Annotated in this window: 17 protein-coding genes; 8 read left to right on the top strand and 9 right to left on the bottom strand. The window is 65.0% G+C overall.

Annotated elements, in window-relative coordinates; translation table 11 throughout:
• Positions 1-91: 91 nt before the first annotated feature.
• The 3 genes from ACJH6J_RS20380 to ACJH6J_RS20370 form a co-directional block, all read right to left on the bottom strand.
• Positions 92-577, bottom strand: a complete 486-nt coding sequence (locus ACJH6J_RS20380; protein WP_061003389.1) for a hypothetical protein — start codon at positions 575-577, stop codon at positions 92-94.
• A gap of 492 nt (positions 578-1,069) precedes the next feature.
• Positions 1,070-2,494, bottom strand: a complete 1,425-nt coding sequence (locus ACJH6J_RS20375; RefSeq protein ID WP_406804456.1) for a LysR family transcriptional regulator — start codon at positions 2,492-2,494, stop codon at positions 1,070-1,072.
• Between the two features lie 728 nt (positions 2,495-3,222).
• Positions 3,223-3,639 (bottom strand): hypothetical protein, encoded by a 417-nt coding sequence (locus ACJH6J_RS20370; protein WP_406775283.1) that lies wholly within the window; start codon positions 3,637-3,639, stop codon positions 3,223-3,225.
• A 279-nt stretch (positions 3,640-3,918) separates the two neighbouring features.
• Here ACJH6J_RS20370 and ACJH6J_RS20365 point away from each other — a divergent pair, with 279 nt between their 5' ends.
• The 3 genes from ACJH6J_RS20365 (at position 3,919) to ACJH6J_RS20355 (ending at position 7,939) form a co-directional block, all read left to right on the top strand.
• Positions 3,919-5,322 (top strand): IS1380 family transposase, encoded by a 1,404-nt coding sequence (locus ACJH6J_RS20365; protein WP_138247968.1) that lies wholly within the window; start codon positions 3,919-3,921, stop codon positions 5,320-5,322.
• A 731-nt stretch (positions 5,323-6,053) separates the two neighbouring features.
• Positions 6,054-7,469 carry a PPE domain-containing protein gene (locus ACJH6J_RS20360; RefSeq protein ID WP_406775284.1) on the top strand — a complete coding sequence of 472 codons (1,416 nt, stop codon included), beginning with the start codon at positions 6,054-6,056 and terminating at the stop codon, positions 7,467-7,469.
• Between the two features lie 176 nt (positions 7,470-7,645).
• Complete coding sequence (locus tag ACJH6J_RS20355) at positions 7,646-7,939, top strand: hypothetical protein (protein ID WP_406775285.1); 294 nt, start codon at positions 7,646-7,648, stop codon at positions 7,937-7,939.
• Between the two features lie 124 nt (positions 7,940-8,063).
• Here ACJH6J_RS20355 and ACJH6J_RS20350 read toward each other — a convergent pair whose 3' ends face one another.
• The 3 genes from ACJH6J_RS20350 to ACJH6J_RS20340 form a co-directional block, all read right to left on the bottom strand.
• A complete protein-coding gene (locus tag ACJH6J_RS20350; RefSeq protein WP_406775286.1) occupies positions 8,064-8,369 on the bottom strand; it encodes a hypothetical protein in 306 nt (101 codons plus the stop codon).
• Between the two features lie 22 nt (positions 8,370-8,391).
• Positions 8,392-9,210 carry a hypothetical protein gene (locus ACJH6J_RS20345; protein ID WP_406775287.1) on the bottom strand — a complete coding sequence of 273 codons (819 nt, stop codon included), beginning with the start codon at positions 9,208-9,210 and terminating at the stop codon, positions 8,392-8,394.
• Positions 9,211-9,412: 202 nt separating this feature from the next.
• Complete coding sequence (locus tag ACJH6J_RS20340) at positions 9,413-10,027, bottom strand: hypothetical protein (protein WP_406775288.1); 615 nt, start codon at positions 10,025-10,027, stop codon at positions 9,413-9,415.
• A gap of 608 nt (positions 10,028-10,635) precedes the next feature.
• On the opposite strand from ACJH6J_RS20340, the gene ACJH6J_RS20335 reads away from it, so the two are divergent.
• The 5 genes from ACJH6J_RS20335 (at position 10,636) to ACJH6J_RS20315 (ending at position 15,506) form a co-directional block, all read left to right on the top strand.
• On the top strand, positions 10,636-12,522 hold the full coding sequence (locus tag ACJH6J_RS20335; protein ID WP_406775289.1) for a hypothetical protein: 1,887 nt from the start codon (positions 10,636-10,638) through the stop codon (positions 12,520-12,522).
• A 157-nt stretch (positions 12,523-12,679) separates the two neighbouring features.
• Complete coding sequence (locus ACJH6J_RS20330; RefSeq protein ID WP_406775290.1) at positions 12,680-13,408, top strand: hypothetical protein; 729 nt, start codon at positions 12,680-12,682, stop codon at positions 13,406-13,408.
• Positions 13,405-13,728 (top strand): hypothetical protein, encoded by a 324-nt coding sequence (locus ACJH6J_RS20325; RefSeq protein ID WP_406804455.1) that lies wholly within the window; start codon positions 13,405-13,407, stop codon positions 13,726-13,728. Before ACJH6J_RS20330 ends, ACJH6J_RS20325 begins: the two co-directional genes overlap by 4 nt.
• A gap of 300 nt (positions 13,729-14,028) precedes the next feature.
• Complete coding sequence (locus ACJH6J_RS20320) at positions 14,029-14,844, top strand: hypothetical protein (RefSeq protein ID WP_406775292.1); 816 nt, start codon at positions 14,029-14,031, stop codon at positions 14,842-14,844.
• The gene (locus ACJH6J_RS20315; protein ID WP_406775293.1) at positions 14,841-15,506 is read left to right on the top strand and encodes a hypothetical protein; all 666 of its coding nucleotides are present in this window, start codon (positions 14,841-14,843) and stop codon (positions 15,504-15,506) included. Before ACJH6J_RS20320 ends, ACJH6J_RS20315 begins: the two co-directional genes overlap by 4 nt.
• Positions 15,507-15,643: 137 nt before the next feature.
• Here ACJH6J_RS20315 and ACJH6J_RS20310 read toward each other — a convergent pair whose 3' ends face one another.
• The 3 genes from ACJH6J_RS20310 to ACJH6J_RS20300 all read right to left on the bottom strand — a co-directional run bounded on the left by ACJH6J_RS20310 (position 15,644) and on the right by ACJH6J_RS20300 (position 23,845).
• Positions 15,644-21,751, bottom strand: a complete 6,108-nt coding sequence (locus ACJH6J_RS20310) for a helicase-related protein (RefSeq protein WP_406775385.1) — start codon at positions 21,749-21,751, stop codon at positions 15,644-15,646.
• Between the two features lie 257 nt (positions 21,752-22,008).
• Positions 22,009-22,617, bottom strand: a complete 609-nt coding sequence (locus tag ACJH6J_RS20305) for a hypothetical protein (protein ID WP_406775294.1) — start codon at positions 22,615-22,617, stop codon at positions 22,009-22,011.
• A 196-nt stretch (positions 22,618-22,813) separates the two neighbouring features.
• Positions 22,814-23,845 carry a hypothetical protein gene (locus ACJH6J_RS20300; RefSeq protein ID WP_406775295.1) on the bottom strand — a complete coding sequence of 344 codons (1,032 nt, stop codon included), beginning with the start codon at positions 23,843-23,845 and terminating at the stop codon, positions 22,814-22,816.
• Positions 23,846-23,856: the final 11 nt, after the last annotated feature.

Raw genomic sequence — 23,856 nt, 5'->3', positions numbered from 1 at the left:
GTGCCGTACGTGATGTTGGTGATGTTGTCGCGGCCGGCGTTGACGTTTCGCTGTGTCGAGGTGAAGGACGGCGCGGAAGCAAGCTCGTTGGCTACTGCTCCCGCGCCACCGGAGGGTGGGGCGGCTCCTGGGAGCCGCGGGCCGACACCCCGCTGACTCGCAGCGAGCCGTCCGCGACGATGTCCTCGGCGACGACTCCTGTGCCGCCCTCGACGGCGACGTCCGCAATCTCGATGTCGCCGCCGACGGAAGCGCGCCGCAAAATTACGCCCACCGTCGCCGGTGCACCGGGCTCCTGCTCCTCGACCAACGCCAAGAAGGTCTGCGCCAACTCGCGTAGCTGTTCGTCGCCTCCGGCGCCAGCCGCGGCGAGCTTCTTGGCCAGCAGCGCACGCCGCAGCTCTTCTTCCGGCTCCTGCTCGAGACCAGTCACCTCAGCGGCCACCGAGCCGTATTTGCTCGTGATCCAGCTCTTCAGCGCCGCGTACGCATCGACGATCGCCTCCGTGGCCGTTTTGCGCAGACCTTCGGACGCTCCAATCGCGACAGCGGTCGCGATCACCGTGACGGGCTCCATCTACCACCTCCAGCTCGTGGGTCCCGCGCCCTGCTGGACCGCGTCTTCAAACTAGCGGTCGGTACCGACAGGTCCCGAACGGAGACAGGGCGTCACGCGCGACTTACCGAGTTAATCGCGGCCCGTACCGCACATTCCACTCGCGCACCACACCCCGAAGCTCGGCACACACCCGTCGCCCGGTGCACCTCTGAGCAGTTGTCGGCTGGTTAGTCGCACCGCGTGGTGTGTGCGGCCATTCAACGTCAGTACGACTTAGATTGAAACAATGACCGCAAGTCGCGATGAGCTGCTCCGCCTGATCGACAGCATGCCCGACGACCAAGTGAATACCCTACTCGCGGACGCACGTCGGCTGTCCCGCGCAGCTCAAGCCACGCCGCGCGGGACCTGGCCCCCGAGGTTTGTAGGCATGATCAAGGATGGCCCTGACGTCGGATCGTCGCCGGAGTACACCGACTCGGTGTTAAGTCGGGGATTCGGCCGCGAACGTTAGTCGGACGTCTGCCTGAGGGATCTCAGCATCTGGATTCCATCGTCTGTGAGCTGCATTGCGCATCCATTCTCTGGACGAACGAGCAGTTGCATACCGAGTTCGCTTTCTAGGTACTTGATTCGGTTGATGAGGCTGATCGGGCGGACGCCAAGTTCTTGCGCGGCAACGGTAAGTGTCCGGTAACGAGCAGCACACGCGAATAGCTGCAGACGCTGCCATGTGCGGGTTCCGACGAGCGTGGAGTCGTGTTCCAGGGCGCTAGGGACATCGCGCTGGGCGGCGAGGCTTGCGCTGTGGCTCTGTCCACCTCGCCCGCGCAAGGGTACGGCGTGTGTCTTTGCCCAGCGGGCCATGCTGCTGGTGCTCATCCCGGCCTCACGTGCGAGGTCTGGGAGGGCCCGTCGTCCGGTGACGTACTGCTCGTAGAGCCAGTCGCGGTCTACCGGGTTTCTGGTGTGCCGGCAGGGTTGCCGCAGAGGGACCTCATAGTCGTGTGCGAGGCGGGTGATCGTCTGACGGCTGACTCCGATGTCGACGGCTATGTCCCGCAATGACATTCGCTGATCGTGATAGAGCTCGATGAGGCGGGAGCGGGGGAGCGCGGCCCGCGCGGTGCAATATGCGGATGCGCTAGTCGGCGCGGCGTGGTCGGCGTCGACTGCGGACGAACTGGCGACGGCTGCTACCTGTAGGACGTGTCGCGCTGTGTCGAGGCTGGTGCCAATGAGCTTGGCGGCATTGCCGAGCGTCATCTGTTCGGCATTCACCAGATTGCGTAGTTCAGCGACATTCAGGTCGTCGGGATTAGGTCCAGGTAGCAGAAGGCCATCGAGGACGTTGGATGGTGGAGACCACACAGGCGGTTCGCCGAAAATGTCCATGTCGGACAGAAATTCCTGTGCGTGCCCATTGAGCGCAGCTGACAGTGCTGGGCTGAGGTGCTGCGGAAAGTTGGCGACTCTGCTTCGGAATGCGCTGTCATCGGCACCCCACGGTGCGGCCGCTGAGGGCAGTCCGCTGAGTTGTTCGAAAAGGTAACTGCGGGCGATCTTGGCCCGAGCAGTCCCCGCGCCAGGGGTGCCGGTGTCGCGACAGATCTGTGCCCACGTCGTGTCCGGTAGTAGCTGGCTGTAGTTGAGGCGTCGGCGCAGCTGATAGTCGATGGGCACGTTTTCGGTCCCCAGGCATTCGGCCATTCGGATGAGTCCGGCTCGAACGTTCGGCCATTGCTCGTGGTCTTCGAGGAGCTGAAGCACGCGCGATATCGCCTGGCCGCTGATGGGGCAGTCGACTATCCGCGCCGCGTCGTCCAGACTGAGCCTGCTGTGGACGAGTAGAAGCGCAACGGCCAGCGCGGGCCGTAGTTGGCGCTGATGGCATTTCGGAATCGAGAATCGCAACGACCAGGCCGGCCACAGCATGGGCGGCAGTCGTTTGGCCAGGATGAGACACTCGACGCTTTGTCTCCACTGCGGCCCATGGCGATCACCTCGGCCCTGCAATCGGATCAGACTGCTTCAGTGCCCTGATCGTCACATGGCGATCGGCGGGCGCTCGGGATTGAACAACCCGCGTGTCTCACGAACTTGGCGGATTCGCCAACACTCCGCCATCACTCGTGAGATTCCGCCACGATCCGTGAGAACCTACACGCGCATCGGGAGCGCGACTGGTCGAATGAAGTCGGTAGTTATCACACGGCGAAAGCACCTGCAGGGCACACGGTTACACCGCAACCTGACATAATTAGATATTATCGGTAGTTGCATATTGCCTGGATAACGGTGTGTCCCACCAGAATTCGCAAAATGCGAGCAAACTGAGTGTTGCTCCTGTGAATTGCGCAGAGAGCTCTTCGCTCTACGCGCTCTTGATGCGCAGATCATGTGGGCGATGAATCCACTCCCGTCCGGGACTGGTTCCGTAAGCCTGGAGCGTGACGAGGAGAGATGTTCAGTCCAGACTCTAAGGGCGCCAGCGCATTTCATTACGCGGGCGAGAGGCGAGCGGCCACACACCCCCTAAATCGTCACAGTACGAAACGTAGCTGGTTTCTTAGATCGCGTGAATTCCGGGCATCCGGCAACCAACCCGGGTACGCGGCGTGTCTGTTCGATCATGCCTATGCCTCGACCGCCATGGGAGGAAGTCAACAGTCCAGCAGTTCTGCTCGATCGTCAGGCCTGAACGGCAGATAGTGGTGCTTGTTGCTGTTGTCGACCAGGTGTAATTCTCGCTCGCCAGCAGTGGTGGTCGTGCCGTCCACGCGAAGCTTGAGCACCGCCGCGACGGCGATACCTTGCACTTTGCCCTCGACCGACTTGCCGTGCCCGTCCCGGAACCGAACGCGGCGGCCCTTGTAGGCAGCGTCCTTGAGGCTGCTCACGAGGACCGTTGCCTGGCCGGACAGGGGCGCCGGTCCCACTAGGTGGCCGCCGCCGGCGGGCGCAACTGGCGACCTCGTTGTCACGGGCGGAGTGCGGAGCGGCGGGTGAATGCCCTTGAAGGGAACGGGGGCCCCGCCGACGTGCTGCGGTGGCTCAGCGTAAGTGTCGTAACCGCTCATATCTTGGCTCCTTCGACGAATCTGCGTCTTGGGCGGGTCACCTCTTGGCCCGCACGTTTCCAAGCGTCCCGCGCCGGTCGGACTGGAAGACCGCGTGACACGTTTACTCGGCGAGAAGTAGGGCCTTCTCTTCGCTGCTGAACGGGAGGTGGTGCTTAGCCTCGATCCACCGATGAACTGACTGTTTGGTCGGGTGTCGTAACGAGGAAAGTGCCTTCTGAGCTGGGATGATGAGTGTTCTCTACGCACTTATCGGCACAACTCGGAAAGGCACTTCCAGTGCAAGTGTCCCACAGGTTCACCGCGTCGTCGGCGGTCTTTGATGATGAGCATCTCGTGTCGTGCGCGGGCCTGGTGCCGGTGATGACGTTGGCAGAGCAGAGTCGCCTTTCGGCGTTGTTGGAGCACAAGATTCGTTTCACCAGCGAGCGGATCAAGTCCGGGGCGGCCAACCCGTCACCGAAGCTGGCGACGGTGATCGCCGGCATGTGCGTCGGCGCGGACAGTATCGATGACCTCGACGTGGTCCGCAGCGGTGGAATGAAAACACTCTTCGACGGGGTGTATGCGCCTTCGACGATCGGAACCCTGTTGCGGGAGTTCACCTTCGGGCATGCCCGTCAACTGGAGTCAGTTCTGGGTGCACATCTGGGTGCCCTGTGTGAACGCGTGCTGTTGCTGCCCGGCGCCGATCAGCGTGCGTTCATCGATATCGATTCGCTGCTGCGCCCGGTCTACGGACACGCCAAACAGGGCGCGAGCTACGGGCACACCAAGATCGCCGGCCGCCAGATCCTGCGCAAAGGTCTCTCGCCGCTGGTGACCACGATCAGCACCGAACACAGCGCCCCGGTGATCGCCGGAGCGCGGTTGCGCTCGGGCAAGGCCAACTCCGGCAAGGGAGCGGCCCGGATGATCGCGCAAGCGGTGGCTACCGCCCGTGCCGCCGGCGTCACTGGTCAGATCCTGGTGCGCGGCGACTCGGCCTATGGCAACAGCGCGGTGGTGTCCGCGTGCCGCCGTGCCGGGGCCCGGTTCTCGCTCGTGTTGACCAAGACCGCGGCGCTGACCGCCGCGATCGAGCAGATCGACCAGGACGCGTGGGTACCGGTGAACTATCCCGGTGCAGTGCGCGATCCCGATACCGGCGCGTGGATTTCTGATGCTGAAGTCGCCGAAACTACCTACACCGCTTTCACTTCCACGAAGACCCCGATCACCGCACGACTGGTGGTACGCCGGGTCAAAGATGCGCGCATGGCCGATGGGCTGTTTCCGGTGTGGCGGTATCACCCGTTCTTCACCGACATCGACCTACCGGTCGATCAAGCCGACATCACCCACCGTCGCCACGCGATCATCGAAACCGTGTTCGCCGACCTGATCGACGGACCCCTGGCCCACATGCCCTCGGGGCGGTTCGGCGCCAACTCCGCCTGGATCCTCTGCGCGGCCATCGCCCACAACCTGCTGCGCGCCACCGGCGTCCTGGCCGGAGGCTCTCACGCCGTTGCCCGCGGTGCCACCCTGCGACGGCGCATCGTCAACATCGCGGCCCGACTGGCCCGACCACAACGCCGAGCAGTCCTGCACCTACCCGCCCACTGGCCCTGGGCCCGACACTGGCTTGCACTGTGGCACAACACGATCGGACGCCCACCCCCACAAACCGTGACATCCTGACCACCGCCGCAAGGCCCAACCCGAGGACACCACAGGAAAAGCTGGGCAGACCAGCAGCTAACTGCCGCCCACAGCAAAATGATCCCGACCAGAACCGAAAAGTCCTCACAGAATCAGTCAGTCCACGGATCGAGGCTTAGTCCCGGCGCTATCGGCCAGCACCAGCATCCTCGCCCCGGCCGCTGAATATGATCGGCCGTCTGTCCCGAGCCCTAGGGCCGAGGTATGGGCGATACCCACCACTGTGCCGACGACGTCGTGGAAACGTACGCGTCGATTGAGATAGCTCAGGTCGGCTAGCTCGCGGACGAAAACCCAACGGTGCCTATTCAATTGGGCTGGCACCCACTGTTTGTTCGCGCCGGTCAAGCCTTTGGTGGCAGCCACGTCTGTGAGCGAGCCGTAGCTACCGTACTCAGCACTACCTGACTGCCACGGTCCGCTGGCGATACTGCCGAACTCGGAATCGCTTGCCCGGTTCTGCATCGTTATCCCCCTGTGTTTTGGCGTCCTTGGCGCCTGGTAACCGAGCTTGTCTCGGATACTCCCCCACGGTGCCCCACCAGAGCGATCCGCGCCACTCACCTTCGCGCCCAACACGGTGAGTGGCGCGGTGTGCGGTTCATGCTCAAACACGCAGAGCCGGCACCGGTCATTGACCGCGGCAACCGCATTTGCCGTCGGTACGGGTGCAACAGCGGCGATACGATCGTGGAAACCAAGGGGGCAACATGAATGTTCGCGTCGACACGGCCGCGCTCGCTGCGGCCGCCAAGCAGCTGTCAGCGAGCGGCCAGTCGCATGCGCCTGTAGTCGCTCAACCGCCTGGCGTTGATGCGACGTCGGTCGCAGCCGTCGGGCAACTGAATACCGGGTCTGCGGCGATGGCGGCGCTGCTGGATCACGGCAGTGCGTTGCGCACCGTCGGTGGCCTGGCTGTGGCCAATACCGCAGCGTTTCTGGAGGGCCAGGACGACGCCAACGCCACCGCGATCAGTAGCGGACACTCCCCCGACTCCGTTACCGGGCTTGCCTCATTGCCGGCGGTCCCGCAACCGCAGGTGCCCGCCATCCCTGCCCTTCCACCGACGGCGCCAGCAATGCCCGGTGAAGCCCACGCCCGGGCGCTGTACGGCGGACCCGGTACGCAGTCGTTGTATGCGTTCGCCGATCACTGGTCGAGCATGAGTGGGCAGCTACGCGAGCTGTCGGCAACGGTTTCAAGCACAGCGCATGCGATCGACGACAGTTGGGAGGACGGCACGCAGCAGGCCGGCGCTAACACACGCAACCATGCTCAATGGGTGTCAGATATGGCCGACCACGCCAACGCCATGGCGCGCCATGCCCGCGACGTGGCGGCCGAGTTCGAGGCCGCCAAGGCGAACACACCTAGCCCCGAGGAGTTTGCGCGGAGCCGCGAGAATCTGTCAGCTGCGATGCGGCGTTTCGCGGCCAGCCGTGGGGCTAACGCGGTAGAGGTTCAGCAGTGGACGCAAGACCTGGCGACCAAACAAGCACAAGCCACATCGTCAGCAATGGACTATCACGCCGGCGTGACAGCAGCGACCTGGCAGTCAACGAACTCGACGTTCAAAACTGCCCCCGCGATCGCCACCGGCGGCGGCCCAGACGACACGATCGTCGGCCCACACCAGGGTCCGCACGCGCAGCTGGTGGACAACAACAACGGTGTGAAGTTCTCCGACGACCCTGGTAAGGCCCCCCAGATCGGGCCATTTCCCGTCCCGCCGGAGATCGCCAAGGCGGCCGAGAATATGCCCTTGGTGCCGCCGGACAATCCGCTCAACAGGACGCTGCTGCCGACCATGCCGGCGCCCTTCACCATCCCCGACGGCGCTCAAAAGTTCTACGACGAGCTCACCGCGATCATCAATCAACACGGCCCGGCTGACGCGGCGCTCGAGGAGGCACGCCAGGCGCGCCAGATCGCCGAACAGGCGCTGCACCAAGGCTGTAGCACGCTGACCTGGACGGGAAACTCGTTGGCATTTGTCGGAGCCTCCGGGGCGTTTCTGCTGACGCTCCCTGTCGACTGGACCCCGCCGGGTATCGCCGCTGCGCTGGCCACGGGGACCGCCGCGCTCGGCTCTGGTGCGGTCCTAGCCGATTGCTTCGCAAAATGACCGCCCCGAGGTGGAGGGTCGCCGCGGCGGTGAGCGGCTTCACCCTGCTAGCTGCTGTACTCGTCGGGCTCGTTGCCGAATCACCGTCCCTGGCGGCGCTCGCGGCACTGGGTCTGGCCGGCTTGGGGCTCGCGGCTTACCGGCGCAGTTGCCACCGACTGCCGGAGCAATAACCAGTGGGTAAGAACAGGATTCAGTGGCTGGGCTTTCTAGCGCTAGGTTTCGCCGCCGGAGTCGGATTCTGGTTTCTTGTGACCTTTGTCCTCGCTGCCGTGGGATTCTCCTTTTATGCCCTGCATATCGGCTCTTACGTCGCAGCAGTGTTGTGGCTGATTACGGGTCCGTTGATCTACTTCCGCATCAACAAGGCTCACCCGCACACCGCCACCTACCGGGTCGCGCCCCTGCTCATGGGGATGGGTCTGGTGGTCACCTACTTCGCCGTGGCCTGGACAATCTCTCACGGCTAAACGCCACCGGATGAGCTCGCGTGCACGCGCGAGTGCCCGGGGTGGTCGTCCATCGTGCCGACCGTTCACGACGGCTCTCGTTCGATGACGTTACGGCGCAACCAATCTCAACGAGACAGGGCAACTAGGCTGTACTGCCGTACATCTGGTTGACGTCGATAGCTTGTTGAACGACGCACCACATGCCCCACATGTGGGGTTGTATGTAGACGTTTGTCGCGTGAACCAAATTCATGAAACGCACTGGTACACAGACGAATTCACCGGGTTGTGCAGCTTTTAGCGCCGCTTCAACCGCCTTGGCGGATTCGTCGTTATCTTCAGCGAGTGCGTAGATAAGAAAGTCGTTGCCCCTGGATGTCGGGTGCTGCAGCGCCACCGACCAGCACAGCACTGTTCCGCCGGCCACGGCACCGTCCAGTATCCCCATCTGCGGTTTCTCCTTAGCGTGGTTATGGACGGCTTAACGTGCGCGTTTCGGTGCGCAGTGCGTCTGTGACACCGGGCCACGTAGTCGAGTCAAGGTCGGCGATCATTGTTCTGACCGCGTCCGCCCATTGCGTTCCGTGAATGCCTTCTCCTGCGGTGATGGCTGCGGTGAGTGCATCAACGTCGATGTCCTCGTCAATTTCCGATTCAGGGAACACTGTGGCGGGGTCGGCATTCTCCGAACCCGAATGTGTCTCAATGATCCACGTGGGCGAACCCTGGCACAGGTTGCGGCCGAGCAGCTCACGCCTGAGTGCCGCAGCGAGTTTCGCTTTGGCCTCGTCGGACAGTGGTGTGACCGCTGCGATCGTCTGATTGACCCAGTGGGAGCCAACGAATCCGGACGCCCCCCTGTGCGGCGCGCAGTCGGCCCAGATGGTCTCGCCTTCGGCGTCGCGGCCGACCGGGATGCGCAGGTACTCGGGTTGCGCCGTGGGTGTCAGGCTCGCAATGACTTCGTGCAGCAGTGGCGTTGTGCCGCATGCGCGCAGGCCGATCCACCAGTTGGGGTGTTCGAGCCGTAGCCGCCACGTCTGGTAGCGATTGTCGTCGCTCACCAGCGGGATGAGGTCGGCGCGACTGTTAGGACTTTCAACCAGCGCGGAGGCCACGGGGTCGGACATGTCCATGTGCAGGTGATAATGGAACCCGGGGTTGCCGTCGGTGAGTCTGGCGTAGCGGGAGGTGAGCAGATCGGCTCTGCGTTCTGCTTCCGACGGCACGGGTGAGTTGGAAGCAGGTTCCCGCTCACCGCCGTCAGATCGATTGTGCGACATGCGCATTGTCCCCTCTCTGTTGATGTCGCGGGTTACGCCACGATCCCTAGGATGGTGCCGAGCACCAGTGATCCGGGGATCACCCAGGCCAGTGGGCGCGAGATGCCCAAGAGCGCAAGACATATCACCACTAGGACACCGATGACTCCGGCCCCGATAGATTTCGCCAATACCTGGCCCATTGCGGTTTCTCCTTACGAGTCTCGGCTTACGTGGTGATGGCCCGCGCCGGCGTAGTGGGTCCGGCCGTCAGGAGTGGCCGCAGGCGAACGTCGTTAACCCATGCCGGGCCGTAGATCGCGTGGGCGCACCAGAGGGCGATGGCCGGCGCTGTGGGACCGTCCAGGCGCAGCGGGGAGCAGCGATCCCCGAAGGCGAATGTGACGGATCGGGCCATCGGGTCGGGGTAGAACTCGGTGACGTACTGAAACCAGAAGTCGACTAGGGTGCCGTCGGACCCGCTGCACATGATGCGCTCGTCGGTGACGACAACGGTTGCCTGACGCGGGTCGCGCCATTGTGCGACGAGGTCGCGCTCGGCCTGCTTGCGGCGTCGGCGGTTCATAACGCCCTGGGCGGCAAGCATTCCGAACATGAGTCCGGGGCTGCCCATGAGGAAGCTGGAGGTTCGGCGGTAGCTGCCGTCGCCGGCGATGAGTCGGCTGGCCACTGCGGATGTGCACAGTCGAGCGACCTCGCCGTCTTCGAGCACGGGGCCGTACACCTGCGCGGCTGGAGCCGGCTCCCCGCGGTACAGGGCAACGGCGCACGTACGTGCGTAATCCCACCAGGGATCGCCGCCGGGAAAAACCTCGATGCTCATCGTGTCCACCCCCGTGGATGTAGCTGATGTGCTGACCGTACCGCCACGGTATGACAAGCGGGGAAATTGGCGTCACGGGCGGAATCCGCGAAGCGGGGAGAGTGCCCAGCGGCGTAAGGGTCAGGGGGTGAGACCCGTCCGCCCGTGACGGCCACCCCGACGATAACACCGTCGGCGCACAGTTTCGGCGAATTTGGATCGCGACCCCATGAAGCTATAGGTGAACAGCAGACAGTCGCGCCACACTGTTCCAGTCGCAGCAGTCTATCCACGCATGTTCTCGTGATGCGCTGCGTAAAACTGGCGGATATGGTCATCATCCGACAGTGTAACAGGGCTGTTCACGTATTGCATGATTGATGTATTATCGCGCTCAGAAAAATTGGTGCCACCACAACCAGCAAACCGGTTGAAGGGCACTGGACACTCGGGGGCTCTATGGGCGGCGGTGCACGGCACGCGACGGCGCGCCCCTCTTTGGTCGCCTTTCCCTACCCATGGCGCGGCATTGCGCCTCCCAGACCGACGCATCACGACCGCTGTCCGGGTTGCGTCACGCCGTAAACGCTCCAAATCCCCACTACCCCACTGCTATTCGGAAGGCCATCATGGAAATCACCACACGCCCGTATCTGAATGCCGGGCTGGCTATGTCGTCAGCTGTGCTGATCGCGGTCACCCCGCTCACCGCCGCAAACGGCGTCACTCCCCTGATCCACACCCCGCACGTCGCCGCCACGAACGTGCACTTGTCCGCACTCGTCACACAGGCCGACGTCGACGCGCTGGTGGCGAACCTGGACACTGTGCTGCACTCTGTCGACTCGACGCTGGCCTCGGTAGCGTCGGTACCTGGTACTACCGTGCAGGATGCGCTCAATACGGCTGCGGCGCTGAACAATTCGTTCTGGACGGGTTTGATCGGTGCCACAAACAACTCCGCACTGTCGGCTCTGCTGGCGGGGCTGCGCGCATCGTCGAACGGCGGCCTCACCAGCCTCGCGGCCACGGCGGGGTCACTGTCGGGGACGCTGACGTTGACCACCGGGCAAGTGGCAACGCTGCTGACCTCGGTGCTGACCGGTTCGGCCGGGACAGCCGCCCAGGCGGTCGCCGCCGTCGTCAACAACCCGCTGGCACTCTCGAGCTACACGAACCTGGTGAACGTGCCGCTCAACCTTGTGGGCGTGGCGGCGAACGCCGCAATCACGGCGGCCGATCAGCTCGGTGACAACGCACTATCGGCGGCCAACACCCTGGTCCACGGCGTGACCGCGCAGATCAGCAATCTGCTGTCGGTGGTCAACGGGGTGGTGAACTCTGCCCAGGCCATCGCGGACAACAACATCATCGACGGCTTTCTCACTGCCGCTCAAGGCATCGTGATCGCACCCACCTCGGCGGTTGTCGAACTCGTCAACGGGGTGTCCTCGGTGCTCACCACGTTCGGCACCACGGTGCTGGACAAGGTCGCTGCCGGGGCATCGGCCATTGCGACCGATTGGGTGGGCAACGGAACGGTGCCGGGTGCCTTGCAGAACGTCGTCAACGCCATCGGCACCAATCCCCTATCCCCCGTCAGCTACACGGCCGCCGTCGGAGCCCTTGTCAGTGCGGCTGTGGACACCGGCTACCGGGTGATCACCACCGCAGGCTCCCTGGTCGCCGCGCCGGTTTACGCGACCGCCACGGCGACGATCGCGGCCGCCAAGGTCGCGGGGGCGTTCGTCAACGGCGCGGCGTACGTTGCGTCCGGCCTGTTGACGATGCTCGGCACGCCGCGTTTCATCTCCAACCTCCCCCATGACCTTGCCGGCACGGTCATCACGGCCATGAACCTCACCGCGCACGCTGTCGCGGCGGCCATCAACGGTGTGGGCAACCTGGTGAGCGCTGGGGCTTCGGCCGCCAACGCACTGGCCGCCACGACAATCCCCGCGACAACGAAGATAGCCGGCACGGCGGCCACGCCGGTAGCCGCATTGGCCGCAACGTCGGCGGCGAAGGCGAAGGGGATCACGGCGACCGAGAGCCCGTCGAAGACCGCCGCGGCGGCTCCCGGCGCGGCGGGAGAGCCCGGTCACAGCGCGGTGGTGTCCTCGACGAAAACGCAGGAACCGGCGGTCAAGGTGAAGGCTGCCGCACCGGCCTCGCCCACAGGAACAGACGCCACAGCAGCAACGAGCAAGTCCACGGGGCCGTCCGGGGACACAGCATCAGCCGGCGGTAAGTCGGCACCCGGCAGCGACGTCGGTGCTAACCAGACCACGCGGCACGATGCCGACGGCAAGGCGTCGACCGTGGGCCGCGCCCCCGCCGACAGCGGCACAGGCAAGCATCGGGCGCCGGCGAGCGCATCCGCCAGCAGCTCCGCAGCGGCCGTATCGTCGGAGTCGGGTGGGCGGCACCGTCGCAGCGAAAGTCCCTCCCGGTCGACGTCCGGAGGGGGCGTCAACGCGGCGCACGGACATACCTCGGCAGGTGGTACCCGGTGAGCGGCTGCTGGTAGGGCCGGGCCAGGCCCTGGGTGTGGCCGCGCCGCCAGTTGGACGGCGGCTGCCACACCCAGGGACGTTGGCTTAAACGGGGACAGGATTGTCTGGCCGGCAACGCTTTTGGCGACCGGAGAAGAGTTCAAGGGGATGGGACGTGATGGATCAGTGGACGCGGTACTCGCGGTGGGCTTACCGGGGCATGTACCCGCAGCTGGTCGCTGACCTGTTCGACATCAGCGTCGAGAGTCTGTTGCGGGACGTCGCGGCGGGCTCACCGGTCTATCCACGTCCGCGGGAGGTCGGGGTGGGTAATCCGACATGGTCTGAGCTGGCGGTGTTCAGCGCGATCTGGCATCGCTTCCCCTTGCTGGGCGCGCGAATTCCCCGGCTGTTCCCTGATCCTGAGTCAAGCAGTGCCGCAGAATTCATCGGCACACAGGTTCTCGCCCTGGGCGGCAGGCGCAACGTGCACCGCTACGGCGTCCACCTGTGGTTGCCAGGGGACGGCCGGGGCACGGTGGCCGTTGCATATCGGGCCGGCATCGACGACGTCCCCGTCCCCGCTGGCCGGCTATTGCGCCAGCTGCCGGCCGTCAGTGCGGTCATCATCCCCGAAGTGCGGGCGATGACCATTCCCGGAGGTCAATTCGGGGACCACCAGCCGTCGGTTGAGGTCGCCGAGCGCGGGACCTCACCGCTGAGTGGATGGGCATGGTTCGACGTGGTCGCCCTGCTGCGCACGGACATTCCCTGGTTCGCTGATGCAGCTGAACTCGATACCATCGTGTCCTGGCGTCCTGGCGGACCGACGAGGCCTTCCCCAGTTCACCGCGCCGGGTGCTCGACCCTGATCACGACGGTCAGCCACCGACGAAAAGGGGCATGATGAGCAAGAGCCCGCGCCGCCGCGGCATCCCACCGTTCGACGAGCCGGACACCGTGTTCGTGCTGCCGGGCCATCTACCGATCGGGGTCGGTCGCTGTCTGCTTCTGGCTGCGCTGTTCGCTGGTGGGATGTGGAATCTTGCCACCGGTGCCGGCGGCTGGGACACGGTTCCGGCCATCGTCCGCATCCTTGGGACGATCGTGTGTGCTGCGCTGGCGCAAAGCTGCGTGCGCGGTGCGTTCGGCCTTTGGCAGACCCACGGGCGAGATGACCTGGGCCCGGCTGCCGAACGTATCGACTCCCACGACACTTTGTACTGACCGGCGCGATGTGCGCGAAATCTAGGGTGCATCGTGATCGTGGCGCGGTTGCGCTGTGCGGCAGGCGAGTTCGCGAACGCGCCACGCGGATCATCAACCAGTCCGGAGCCCTGATCCGTGTTGTACGCTGGGAGATGGCATTCGCGGGTGCCACGAATCTCGACATCCGGCTGCACCGCCCACATCGGTCAGTCACCTGCACGATCGAGACAAGACCTCTGGTTTCCGCACCACCCAACGAAGATCGTTCTGCGCAGATGTGGGCTGGCAGAACACTCTCTTTGAAGGGATCGCCCTGTAATGCGTAATGACGAATCGTCCTATCAGGCCGCCCGGCAGTATCAGGCCGACCATCCAGGGGTCTCGTACACCCGGGCCAAGCGGATCGTCACGGCCGCCACGCCCTCTACTCGCGCGCCTTTGGCCACCTCTTTCCCCGGCGATGACGGTCAGCCCGTCGCGGTGAACTTGGAGTGGGCGTCCGGTCCGCACGCCCTGCTGATCGGCGCCGACGCGCCGGCGTTATTGCCAGCGCTTGCGGACAAGTTGTCGGCTGAGCAAGACGAGCGTGACCTCGAAATCATCTACAGCACAGCACAATTGCCGACCTACCGCATACGTGCTGAGCACACGCATATCCCCCATCTGCAGCTCGTCGAGCATGTGGACAGCCTGGCGTGCACGCGCCAGAGCATGCTGAGGGAATTCGATGTCCCTGACATCGAAAAGGCCCGCGCCCACGGGCACCGCATCCCGACCGTGGTCGTTTTCATCGACCGGCCCGACCTGGAGTTGACAGAAGCCATCCTCGGCTGGTCTCGGATAGGGCGATCGCTGGGCATCGACTTCGTGGTGGCCGGCGAGTCGGCGCCGGCCCCAGAGGGTTCCGGAGCCGAGGCTGACGGCGATCGGTACTGCGGCAATCTCGATCGGGCGGTACCGGAGATGGACTATCTGCGCAAGAGCGGCATGTTTCGGGTGATCGTGTCCGTCGTCAGCGCCGGCCGCGCCGCACTGGTGATCGATGACACCCGTCCCAGGGCCGACACAGTCAAGCGGATCGCGGAGTTCCGGTACGGATCGGCGGCCGGACCGCGGCCCGTTGCACGCCCATGAGCACCGGAGAGCGCACCGTCACCGGGGCAAAAGTGGGTGCCGAGCCCTCCTACGCCGACATCATCGTCGCGGAAAGGACTGGGCACGAACGCGATTGCACTCTGATCGCCCGGTCGGGCGGCGTCGCGATCTGGCACACCGACAACTCAGCGGCCCGCGACGTGCCGCTGTGGTTGCCGCCCTTTGGGTGGGAGGCGCCGCTCGGGCTGTATCGCGGCTTCGGTGCCGACGCGTTGGGTGACGTCCTCGAACATGGCCTCGACGTTCCTGCAGGGTCCGCGTTCTTCGCGACTGGGCATGCCGACAAAGCTTGGGAGTACCCGCCCGCGAGGAGCATCGCTGCGATGCTCGTGCTCGACAGCACCCAGGCCAAACCCAGTTACGTGTGCAAGCCTTCCGGCAGTGACGACGCGTGGCGACCAGATAAATCGTTATATCCCAACGAATACGTCGATGGCGGACGGCGAGTCCACACGCGATTCGACGCTGACCGCGGTACCCGGTGCTTCCAGGATGAGCAGATGTACGGCCACTGGATTCCCGGCGACGCCCGCGACGCGCTGATCGCCATCGTGCTCGGGGGTCCTCGGGCGGCCATCCACGCACGGCTGCGGGGGCTGCAAGGTCGCAGCAAGTACCGCGTGGAGGTGCTGCCCGAGTAGCGGCGGCCGTCAGCTACCCCTCGCTGCGTGCTCATTCGCGTTGCAGCCGGGATAGCGGCACCTCAACTCGAGCACAGGTCGCCCCACAGCGCAACAGGCCTGGCAGGCAGCGCCAGTTCCGCCAGCGGACCGGGCGGTCACCGACCGAGGCCGGTGTCCTCCTGGGGGTTGCGGTCATGGTCGCTGGTTCGTCCTGGGTGGTGATGGCCGGCACTGTTGTGACGGTCGATCAGGCGCTGGAGCACGGTTTTGGCCCCGTCGGATAGGCCTGTGTCGCCGAGGTCGAGTCGTTCGAGTGTGTTGTCTGACAACGGGACTGGCCGCAGCGTTTGCGCCACGGTGTGCAGGTCGGTGCCGTCGGCGGCGATGTCTCGCAGGCGCTCTGCGGTTGTTTCCGGTGTTGAGCGGAATTCCACGATCACTTCCAGCGATTCCTCGTCGGGCGCGGTGACGGTGACTTCGTCCACGGGGATGCCGGCATCCTCGCAGTCGTTGAAGAATTCTTCGGCGTCGATTTCGCTCTCGGCGCGGAAGGAGAACACGCTGTGCTCGGGGCCGCGTTCGTGGCGAGCGCTGCCGTCGTCGGTCTGCAAGGCTGCTTGTTCCCTCTCGCGCTCGCGTTCGCGTTGCTTGTTGACGTATTCGGTGGCGCGGTGCTGCTCCATGAGCAGTGTGGCGGCGCGGTAACTCGCGGCGTCGGGAAGGCCCGATTCGGCGATCAGCGCTGGTGTTGGATTGAGTTCGAGGGTCCAGCCGGGTTGACGGCCGGCTTCGAGCATCCGTTCTTCTGCGGCACGGGCTTTGGCTTGGGCGGCTTCGCTTTGGGCTTCCATGCGCAGTTGGGCGCTCAGGGTGCTCAGTTCGAGGCGTTTGGCTTCAAGTTCGTCGGCGTGCTCGAACTCGCCCAGGCTGGTGTTGTCGAAGTCGTCCAGCTCGCCTTGCAGTCTGGCCGCGCGTGTTTCTAGGCGGGTGCGGTGGTTGGGAATGTCCTTGTAGGCGTTCTCCATCCGCTGTAGGAGCCCTCGGGCTTTGGCGGCGTGGGTGTCGCCGCCAATGGTGGGTGCGGTGGCCAGAACCTCGGCGTCCTCGATGGTGACGGTGGTCGATGGCACGTCGAGCTTGAGCCACAGTTCGCCGCGGACGTAGCTGCGGCTGGCGGTGATGGTGATGCCGTTGATGGTGGCGTCCAGGGGTCGGGTTTGCAGGCTGCTGGCGTTTTTCAGTTTCAGGAAGGCATCGCGGCAGGCGGCGGCGAACGGTTCGGCGGCGTCTTTGCGTTCGGCGAATGCCTGGCCGGCTACGGTGACGTGCACGGGTTTGTCAGCGCGTGCGGTGACGTCGGCGAAGATCGGCTCCATGTTGGCGAGTTCTTGTTTGGTGGCGGCGAGTTCGCGTTCGGTGTCGCGGCGCTGTCGGTCTCGGCGGGCGCCGGCGTCCAGGTGGGCGTTTTCCAGGGCGGTGAGTCGCTTGACGTCGTCGTCGAGCTGGACCTGCTTGACGTACCGGGGATCGCCGGTGGCGATGGCTTTGGTCTCGGCCGCCGCGCCTGAGATATCCCCTCCCCCAAGGTCTTCGATTTCGTCGACGTCGACGTTTTCGCGTTTGACCTGTTCGATGAATTTGGCTTTGGCTTCCACTTTCTGCCACATGACGGTGTCGAACGCACCCTCGGTGACGTAGGTGAGGATTTCGACTTCGTCGTTCTGGTTGCCTTGGCGGATGATGCGTCCTTCGCGCTGCTCTAGATCTGCTGGCCGCCAGGGGACGTCGATGTGGTGTAGTGCGGTGGCGCGTGTTTGGACGTTGGTGCCGGTGCCCATCTTCTCGGTTGAGCCGATCAGCACGGAGATTTCGCCGCTGCGGCAGCGGTGCTGCAAGGTGAGCTTGTCGGCCGGTTTGACGGCTTCGTGGATGAACGCGATCTTGTCGGCGGGCATGCCGCGAGCGACGAGCTCGTCGCGGATAGCGCCGTACATGGTGAACTGCCGCTTGTCTTTTGATGGCGTTCCACGGTCGCAGAACACGATCTGCAGGCCGCCGCGAATGGGTGAAATCTCCCCGGTGTCGGCGTCGCGGTAGACGCGGTCGGCGGTGGCATGGTGGATGCGCATGATCTCGTCGGCCGCGCGGCCTGCTCGGGACTCTTGCGGTGCCGGCAGGTTCGCCATCCGGGGGTCCAGGCTGACGTTGCGGCCGTCGTTGGCGCACTTGAGGGTGTTGTCTTTGTCGGGCCGGCGCGGGTCCAGGTGATCAAGGCGCCAGCCGAGGTCGGTGATGAAGTCTTTGACGACCTGGTCGGGGGTCAGGCTGATGACGCTGCGGTGACCATCGGCCAGTGTCGGCAATTGCATGGGCACTTCGTCGCGGGTGACGACGTCGGTGAAGATCGACGACAATGCGAGCAGCTCGGGCAGGTTGCAGAATTTCCCTACCCGGGTGACCGGGCGCAGTGATGTTCCGGTGGCGTTGAATTCGACGGTGCTGACGGTGGTGGTGAAGTTCGCGCCCCAGTCGTTGATGTCGGCGACGCCGGCGGCCGCCAGGAGGTCGGGCCGCAGATAGTTCTGCATCACCCAGAGTTCGCCGAGGCTGTTGGCCACCGGGGTGCCGGTCGCGAAGGTGGCGACACGTTCAACGATCTGATCCTCGCGCAGTCCGGCGGCGCGGCCTTCCTGGCGGCGCCGTTCGCGGAGCACGTTGAGTTTCATGGCGAGGTCTTCGGCGCGCTGGGCACCGCTGGCGCATGAGAGTTCTTCGATATTGCTCAGGCGCCCTTTGTTTTTGAACATGTGGGCCTCGTCTATTACGAGGTAGTCGCACCCGCTCTGCTCAAACCGCAGACCCTTGTCTTTGCGCTCCTGCTTGGTCAGGTCTTTGAGTCGAGCGTCCAGGCGCTTCTTCTGCGCCTCGATGCGTTTCTTGCTGACCGAGGTCGCAGCGCGATCCTTGTTGTTGTCCAGTTCGTCGAGCTGGCGCTGAATATGGTCGCGGAGGGTGTCGTCGTTGACGCCGATTTTGCTGAAAAGACTTTGGGGCACGATGACCATGTCCCAGTCGGCGGCCGCGGATTGGGAGACGAAGCGGCGACGGTCCTCGGGGTCGGTTCCGGCGGCTCCGAGCAGGATGCGTGCCGCCGGGTACCACTGGGCGGCTTCGCGGCCGACCTGCTCGATGATGTGGTTGGGCACCACGAACCAGGGCTGCGACACCAGGCCGAGGCGCTTGAGTTCCATCATGCCCATCAGGGCAGACCCCGTCTTGCCCGCACCCACGACGTGATCCAAAAGCACTGTCGGTTCGGCGATTATCCTCGCCACCGCGTCGCGTTGATAAGGGTGCGGGGAGAATTTCTCGGACAGTCCCGGCAGCGTCAGGTGCTCGCCGCGGTGCTTGGGGGCGACCAGGCTGTTGAATCGGCGGTTGAACTCGGCGACCAAGATGTCGCGGCGGGTGTCGTCGGCGAAAATCCATTTCTGGAATGCCTGGGTGATCTTGGTGGCTTTGGCCTGGGCTGCCGATGTGGCCTCGAAATCCATGGCTGGTCCGCCCGTTTCGGCGACGACCTCGGCGGGACGGTTGACCACAATGGGTTTGGAGTTGCACAGGGCGTCGAGCAGTTCGATAGCGTCTTTGGAATCGGTGCCCCAGGTTTCGGTCATGGCGACCGTGCCGCGCTCACGCTGCGCGCATTCGATCGACCAGGACCCGGCGACGTGGTCGGCGGTGACCCGCTCGGCACCGAACGTCTCCTTGGCGAACTGGGCGATGTATTTCGCGTCGATCCACGGGGCACCGGGCCGCGTCTTGATCTGGGAGGCTTCCTTGTCGCGGGGCATCACCTCGCGCAGCGCTGTCACATACTCGTCGTAGACGGGGTTGCGCTTCGCGGCATCGGTTGCTGCGGCGAGTTTTTCGCGAACATTGCCTGACAGCGCCATTACTGCCGGCACCAGCTCCTCAGGGTCGTACAGCGACGGGTAGGCCATGCCGCGCAGCTGCTCGCGGGCGGTGTCGGTGTCGATGCCCAGGAGCGTGGCGATGTAGTCGATGTCGATGCGGTGCCGCTGGTCCATGCTGATGGCCAGGGCGTCACTGATGGTGGCGGCGGCCTCGGGCACGGTGCGGGCCGTGAGGACATCGACCGAGAAGATCGGGGCCTTGGTGGCGACGCCGGTGAGCTCGTTGAAGATCTCCAAGCTGGCCACATGTGCCCATCCGGGATCGTCTTTCATCCCGCCTTCGAGGTGAGGCCGGCGCTTGAACGCGCTGGCCGGTTCCCACGCCTCTTCCGACCACTGTTCGCGCAGATGCTCGGGGACCGGGCCGCGATATGGAACACCTTCCTCGCCTTGGTTTTTGCGCCATCGCTCTTCGGCCTTGGCGACCTTTCGGTCGTGCGATTCCTGCGTGGGCGGGGCGGGGTAAATCCACTTGAACCGATTGACGGGGCCGTGTTCGGCGACGTAGGCGTCGTAGAGGCGGTTGAGGTGCGCGCGCAGCTGCTCGCGCACCTCAAGCGGCTGATCATCGCGCTGGGAGGCAATCACCGACTGGGCTGCGTCGCGCAGCTCGATGAGCGAACGAGTCTCGCGCAGGCGCTTTTTCGGCAGACGCTGCTCAACCCAGGCGTATTCGTTCCACCGTTGGATGCTGTCGGTGGCTTCGTTGTAGCGCAGCGTGTCCGGGATGGGGCGTTCGGCACGGTCGGCGGCGGTGAGCAACCCGGGATCGAACACGGTGGCGTCGACATCGATGAGCGATCCGGGGGTGGCCGTCAGGCCACGGCCGCGGTCCTGGGCGTTCTCGACGATCGCACCCAGCCGGTTACGGACCTGGCCGGCCAACTCGTCGGCGCTGTGGTCCCCCACCACTTTGAGGGTCGCCGATCCGTGGATGCCCTGGCCCAGGGCCAGCCGCCCCAGGACGTTTTCTGGGTGGTTGCGGAAGTACTCGTTGATGTTGAGCGCGCCCTCGACGTGCTCGGGCTTGAACACGCTGTCGTCGACGAGCTGCTCGACGTCCTCGAGGACGAGGGTTTCCGTGTCGATCCACCGGGTCATGTCCTCGTCGGCGGCGGCGTCAATGTCTTTGCGGCGCAACACCAGAATGTCGGTGACGACTTCGGTCCCGGCGACACGCTTGAACGCGGTCGACGGCAGCCGCACCGCGCCGACCAGCTCAGCCTGGGCGGCCATCGCGCGCCGAGCCCGGGTGTCCATGCTGTCCATGGTGTAGCGGGAGGTGAGCACGGTGACGTACCCACCGGGCGCGGTCAGGGCAATGGCCTTGTTGATGAAATGGTTGTGGATCGAGAATCGGCCCGGATTGTGGGCCGGGTCCACCAGGGCGAAGTTGCCGAAGGGGACGTTGCCGACGACGGCGCTAAACGACGCGGTCGGTACGCGGGTGGTTTCGAAGCCTTCGGCGCGGATTTGGGCGTTGGGGTACAGGGCGGCGGCGATGGCGGCGGTCATGGGGTCGTTCTCGACGCCGACCATCACCGCGTCCGGGGGTGCCAGGCCGATGAAATTGCCTGAGCCGCAGCCCGGTTCGAGGACGCGTCCGCCGCTGAATCCGGCGTCCCGCACGGCATCCCACATGGCCTGGGCGATGGCCGGGTCGGTGTAGTGGGCGTTGAGGATGCTCGCTTCGGCGGCGCGGTAGCCGTCTGGGCCGAGGATGTCGCGCAGGTGCTCGCGCTCGCGTGCATAGTTGTCGCTGCGCCGATCGAACAGGTCCGCGCAGGCGCCCCACCCGGACCAGCTGGCCAGCACCTCTTGCTCAACGGCGGTGGCGGGCCGGTCCTCGCGTCGGAGGCGTTCGATGACGTCGATAGCGGCGAGGTTGGCCTGGATGCGGGCTTTGGTGCCCGAGGGGACGCGGACGTTGGTGCCGGGCCGGAACGCGATGGGTTCGGCGGCGACCGGGGCCTCGGCCGCGGGGGTTTCTGCGGCGTCGGCGGCGGTTTCGGTTCGGGCGGGGGCAGTTTCGACGTTTGCGGGTGGCGCCGCTGCGGCAGGAGTGGTGGCCGTGGTTGGCGAGGGTGTGGGCTTGGGGGCCGTGTCAGTGGGGTGTTGGGGCCGGGGTTCCGGTGGGGTGCGGCGCTCTGATGGGCCGGTGAAGAGCTGGCCGACAACCGGTTCGGGTCCGGTGGCGGCTTCGATGTAGGCGCGTCCGGTGGCGCTGTGGAACTCCGCTGTGGTCTCGTCGCGCGTGTACTCGTCGTAGCCGCCAAGGTCGCGCACGGTGGTGACGGCGGCGGCGATGTCGCCGGCCAGGTCGGTGGCCGTGATGGTGCCGGTGGCCAGGTCGGTGTAGACGATCCGGTAGCCCCGGCCGGCCGGGGCCGGCGCCGGGATTGGCCGAATGGGAAGGTCTGTCGGCGCCGCGGCGGCTGGGGTGGGGATGCGCGGCGGCGGGAGCGGGGTGCCGCCGGGGTCGATGCTGCGCGGGTCGGTGGGCTGGTCGAAGTCCTCGAAGAGGGAGAGCTGTGGCTCGGGTGTTACTGCTCGGGGTAGCCGTCGGCCACCAGGTCCGCGTACACCAGCGGTGCCAGTTCCGCTGCCAAGGGATGTCGGGGGCCGTCCGGTACCGGAAGTTGGTCCTCGATTCGGGCGATCAGCAGGTACGCCGCCTTGATGCGGAACATCACCGAGAAGTCCGGGTCCGGCCACACCATCTCGGCCAGCGCGTCGATCTGCTCCCCCGGGTCCGTTCGGTAGCGGGCGTCGTTCCACCGCAGATTCCACGGCACCTGGCTCGCGGGCACTGGCTGGTGCAGCGGCGGGTCGACCGGCACCGTCTGCTCCGGTTCCTCCTGCTGCTCGATCAGGTCGTACAGCTCCTGCCGAACGATCAGCTCCCGGGCGTTCTGCAGTGCGGTCTCCCGTAGCCGGACTGTGGTCAGGTAGTCCGGGTGTGCTCCCTGGCGTTCGGTCCAGCTCTCGATCGCGGTGCTCGCTAGCTGGTCGGCCAGCTCCGAGGCCATCCGGTCCAGCCGTGCTGTCTCGGCGGCCAGGTGCCGTTCGGTCTGTTCGGGCGTCCAGTCCGCCGGCAGCGGCAGCCACCTCGGGTACACGTCGTTGACCGCCTGGCGCATCCATTCGGTCACGGGTGTCGTCGCTTTCCTCGATGCTGAACAGATCCGGCTGGTTGGTGTTGTTGTGCCTGCGCGCCATAGCGTTCTCCCGGTACCGCTGGTCATGAGTTGTCCTCGTGATCTGCGGCATCGACCGGGATGGCCGTGCCCGTGCCCGGCGCCACCGTGGTGGTCGCCTGTGGTGTGCGCCGCTGGGACGCAGTCGTCGTCATGATGATGGCGACGATGGTGTTGTCGGGGTGCTGACTGGTCTGGGCGAGCCCAAATCCTCGACCACCAAGTATGCCTGGGTCAATGCTTGGTCGATGTCCTTGATCTGTTGGTCCAGGGTGAGTTGCTGCCGCTCGGCGCGGGTTTTGAGCACTTTGAGCTTGTCGATCACGGAGGTGACCGGGACCAGTGCGGGGTGCGGCTTGATTTCGATCCGCCGGTTGACGGGGGTACCGCCTTTGAGTGCGGCCAGCGCCGAGCCCGGTTCCCACATGAGGTGGGTGTCGAGTCGCTCCAGGGTTTCAGGGCTGGTCTGATACCCGCGTTTGCCGAGCGTGGCCAGTGTGGTGCGTCCGGGTCCGCCGACGGCAGCGAGCCGGCTTTTGGTCATCTGGAGTTCAAGGAGCCGCTTTTCGATCCACATCCCGAGGTTCTCGAAATCGTCTTCGGCGTCGGGGTTGATCACCGGCCGCGGGCGCTTGCCGACCTGAGCCTCGCGGGGTGTGGGCATCGAGCCGAACATGATGGCGTGCGCCGAGCCCGACTCCCACGAGCACAGTTCGTCGAGTTTGGACAGCACGTTGCGGCCAGGGACCCGGATTTCTTTGCCGTCACCTCGTGGTTTACCGAGCAAGTTGAGTGTGGAGCGGGACACCAGGCCAAGTTTGCTGGCTTCGAGTTGACTCATCCCGAGTTCGCGGAGCCTGTCGTTGACGAACTGCGCCAAACGGGGCACGTCAGGTTTGACGCTGCTGCTGGCCAGCATCTCCACGTGGTTCTGGGTCAGGCCCGTGCGGGCCACAACCTCGTCTACGGGGTGGCCTTCGCTGAGCAAGGACCGCGCCAAATCGACTGCGGCATCCTCGTCTAACGGCGCGGCGGTGATGGTCGCCTCCTGGTCTAACCGGTCCGGTGGTCCCCCATTCACAGGGATAGTACATGTTTCAGTATGGCACCAATAGAGCAACCGCGACACGCCCGCAACACAGTGGTGTTTACGAAAGTTAAGCAAATGGGTCCGGATTTGCAAGACGCATGTGA

It is taken from the genome of Mycobacterium sp. SMC-18 (assembly GCF_045310895.1).
Classification (GTDB): domain Bacteria; phylum Actinomycetota; class Actinomycetes; order Mycobacteriales; family Mycobacteriaceae; genus Mycobacterium.
This window is presented reverse-complemented; position numbering and strand designations above follow the sequence as displayed.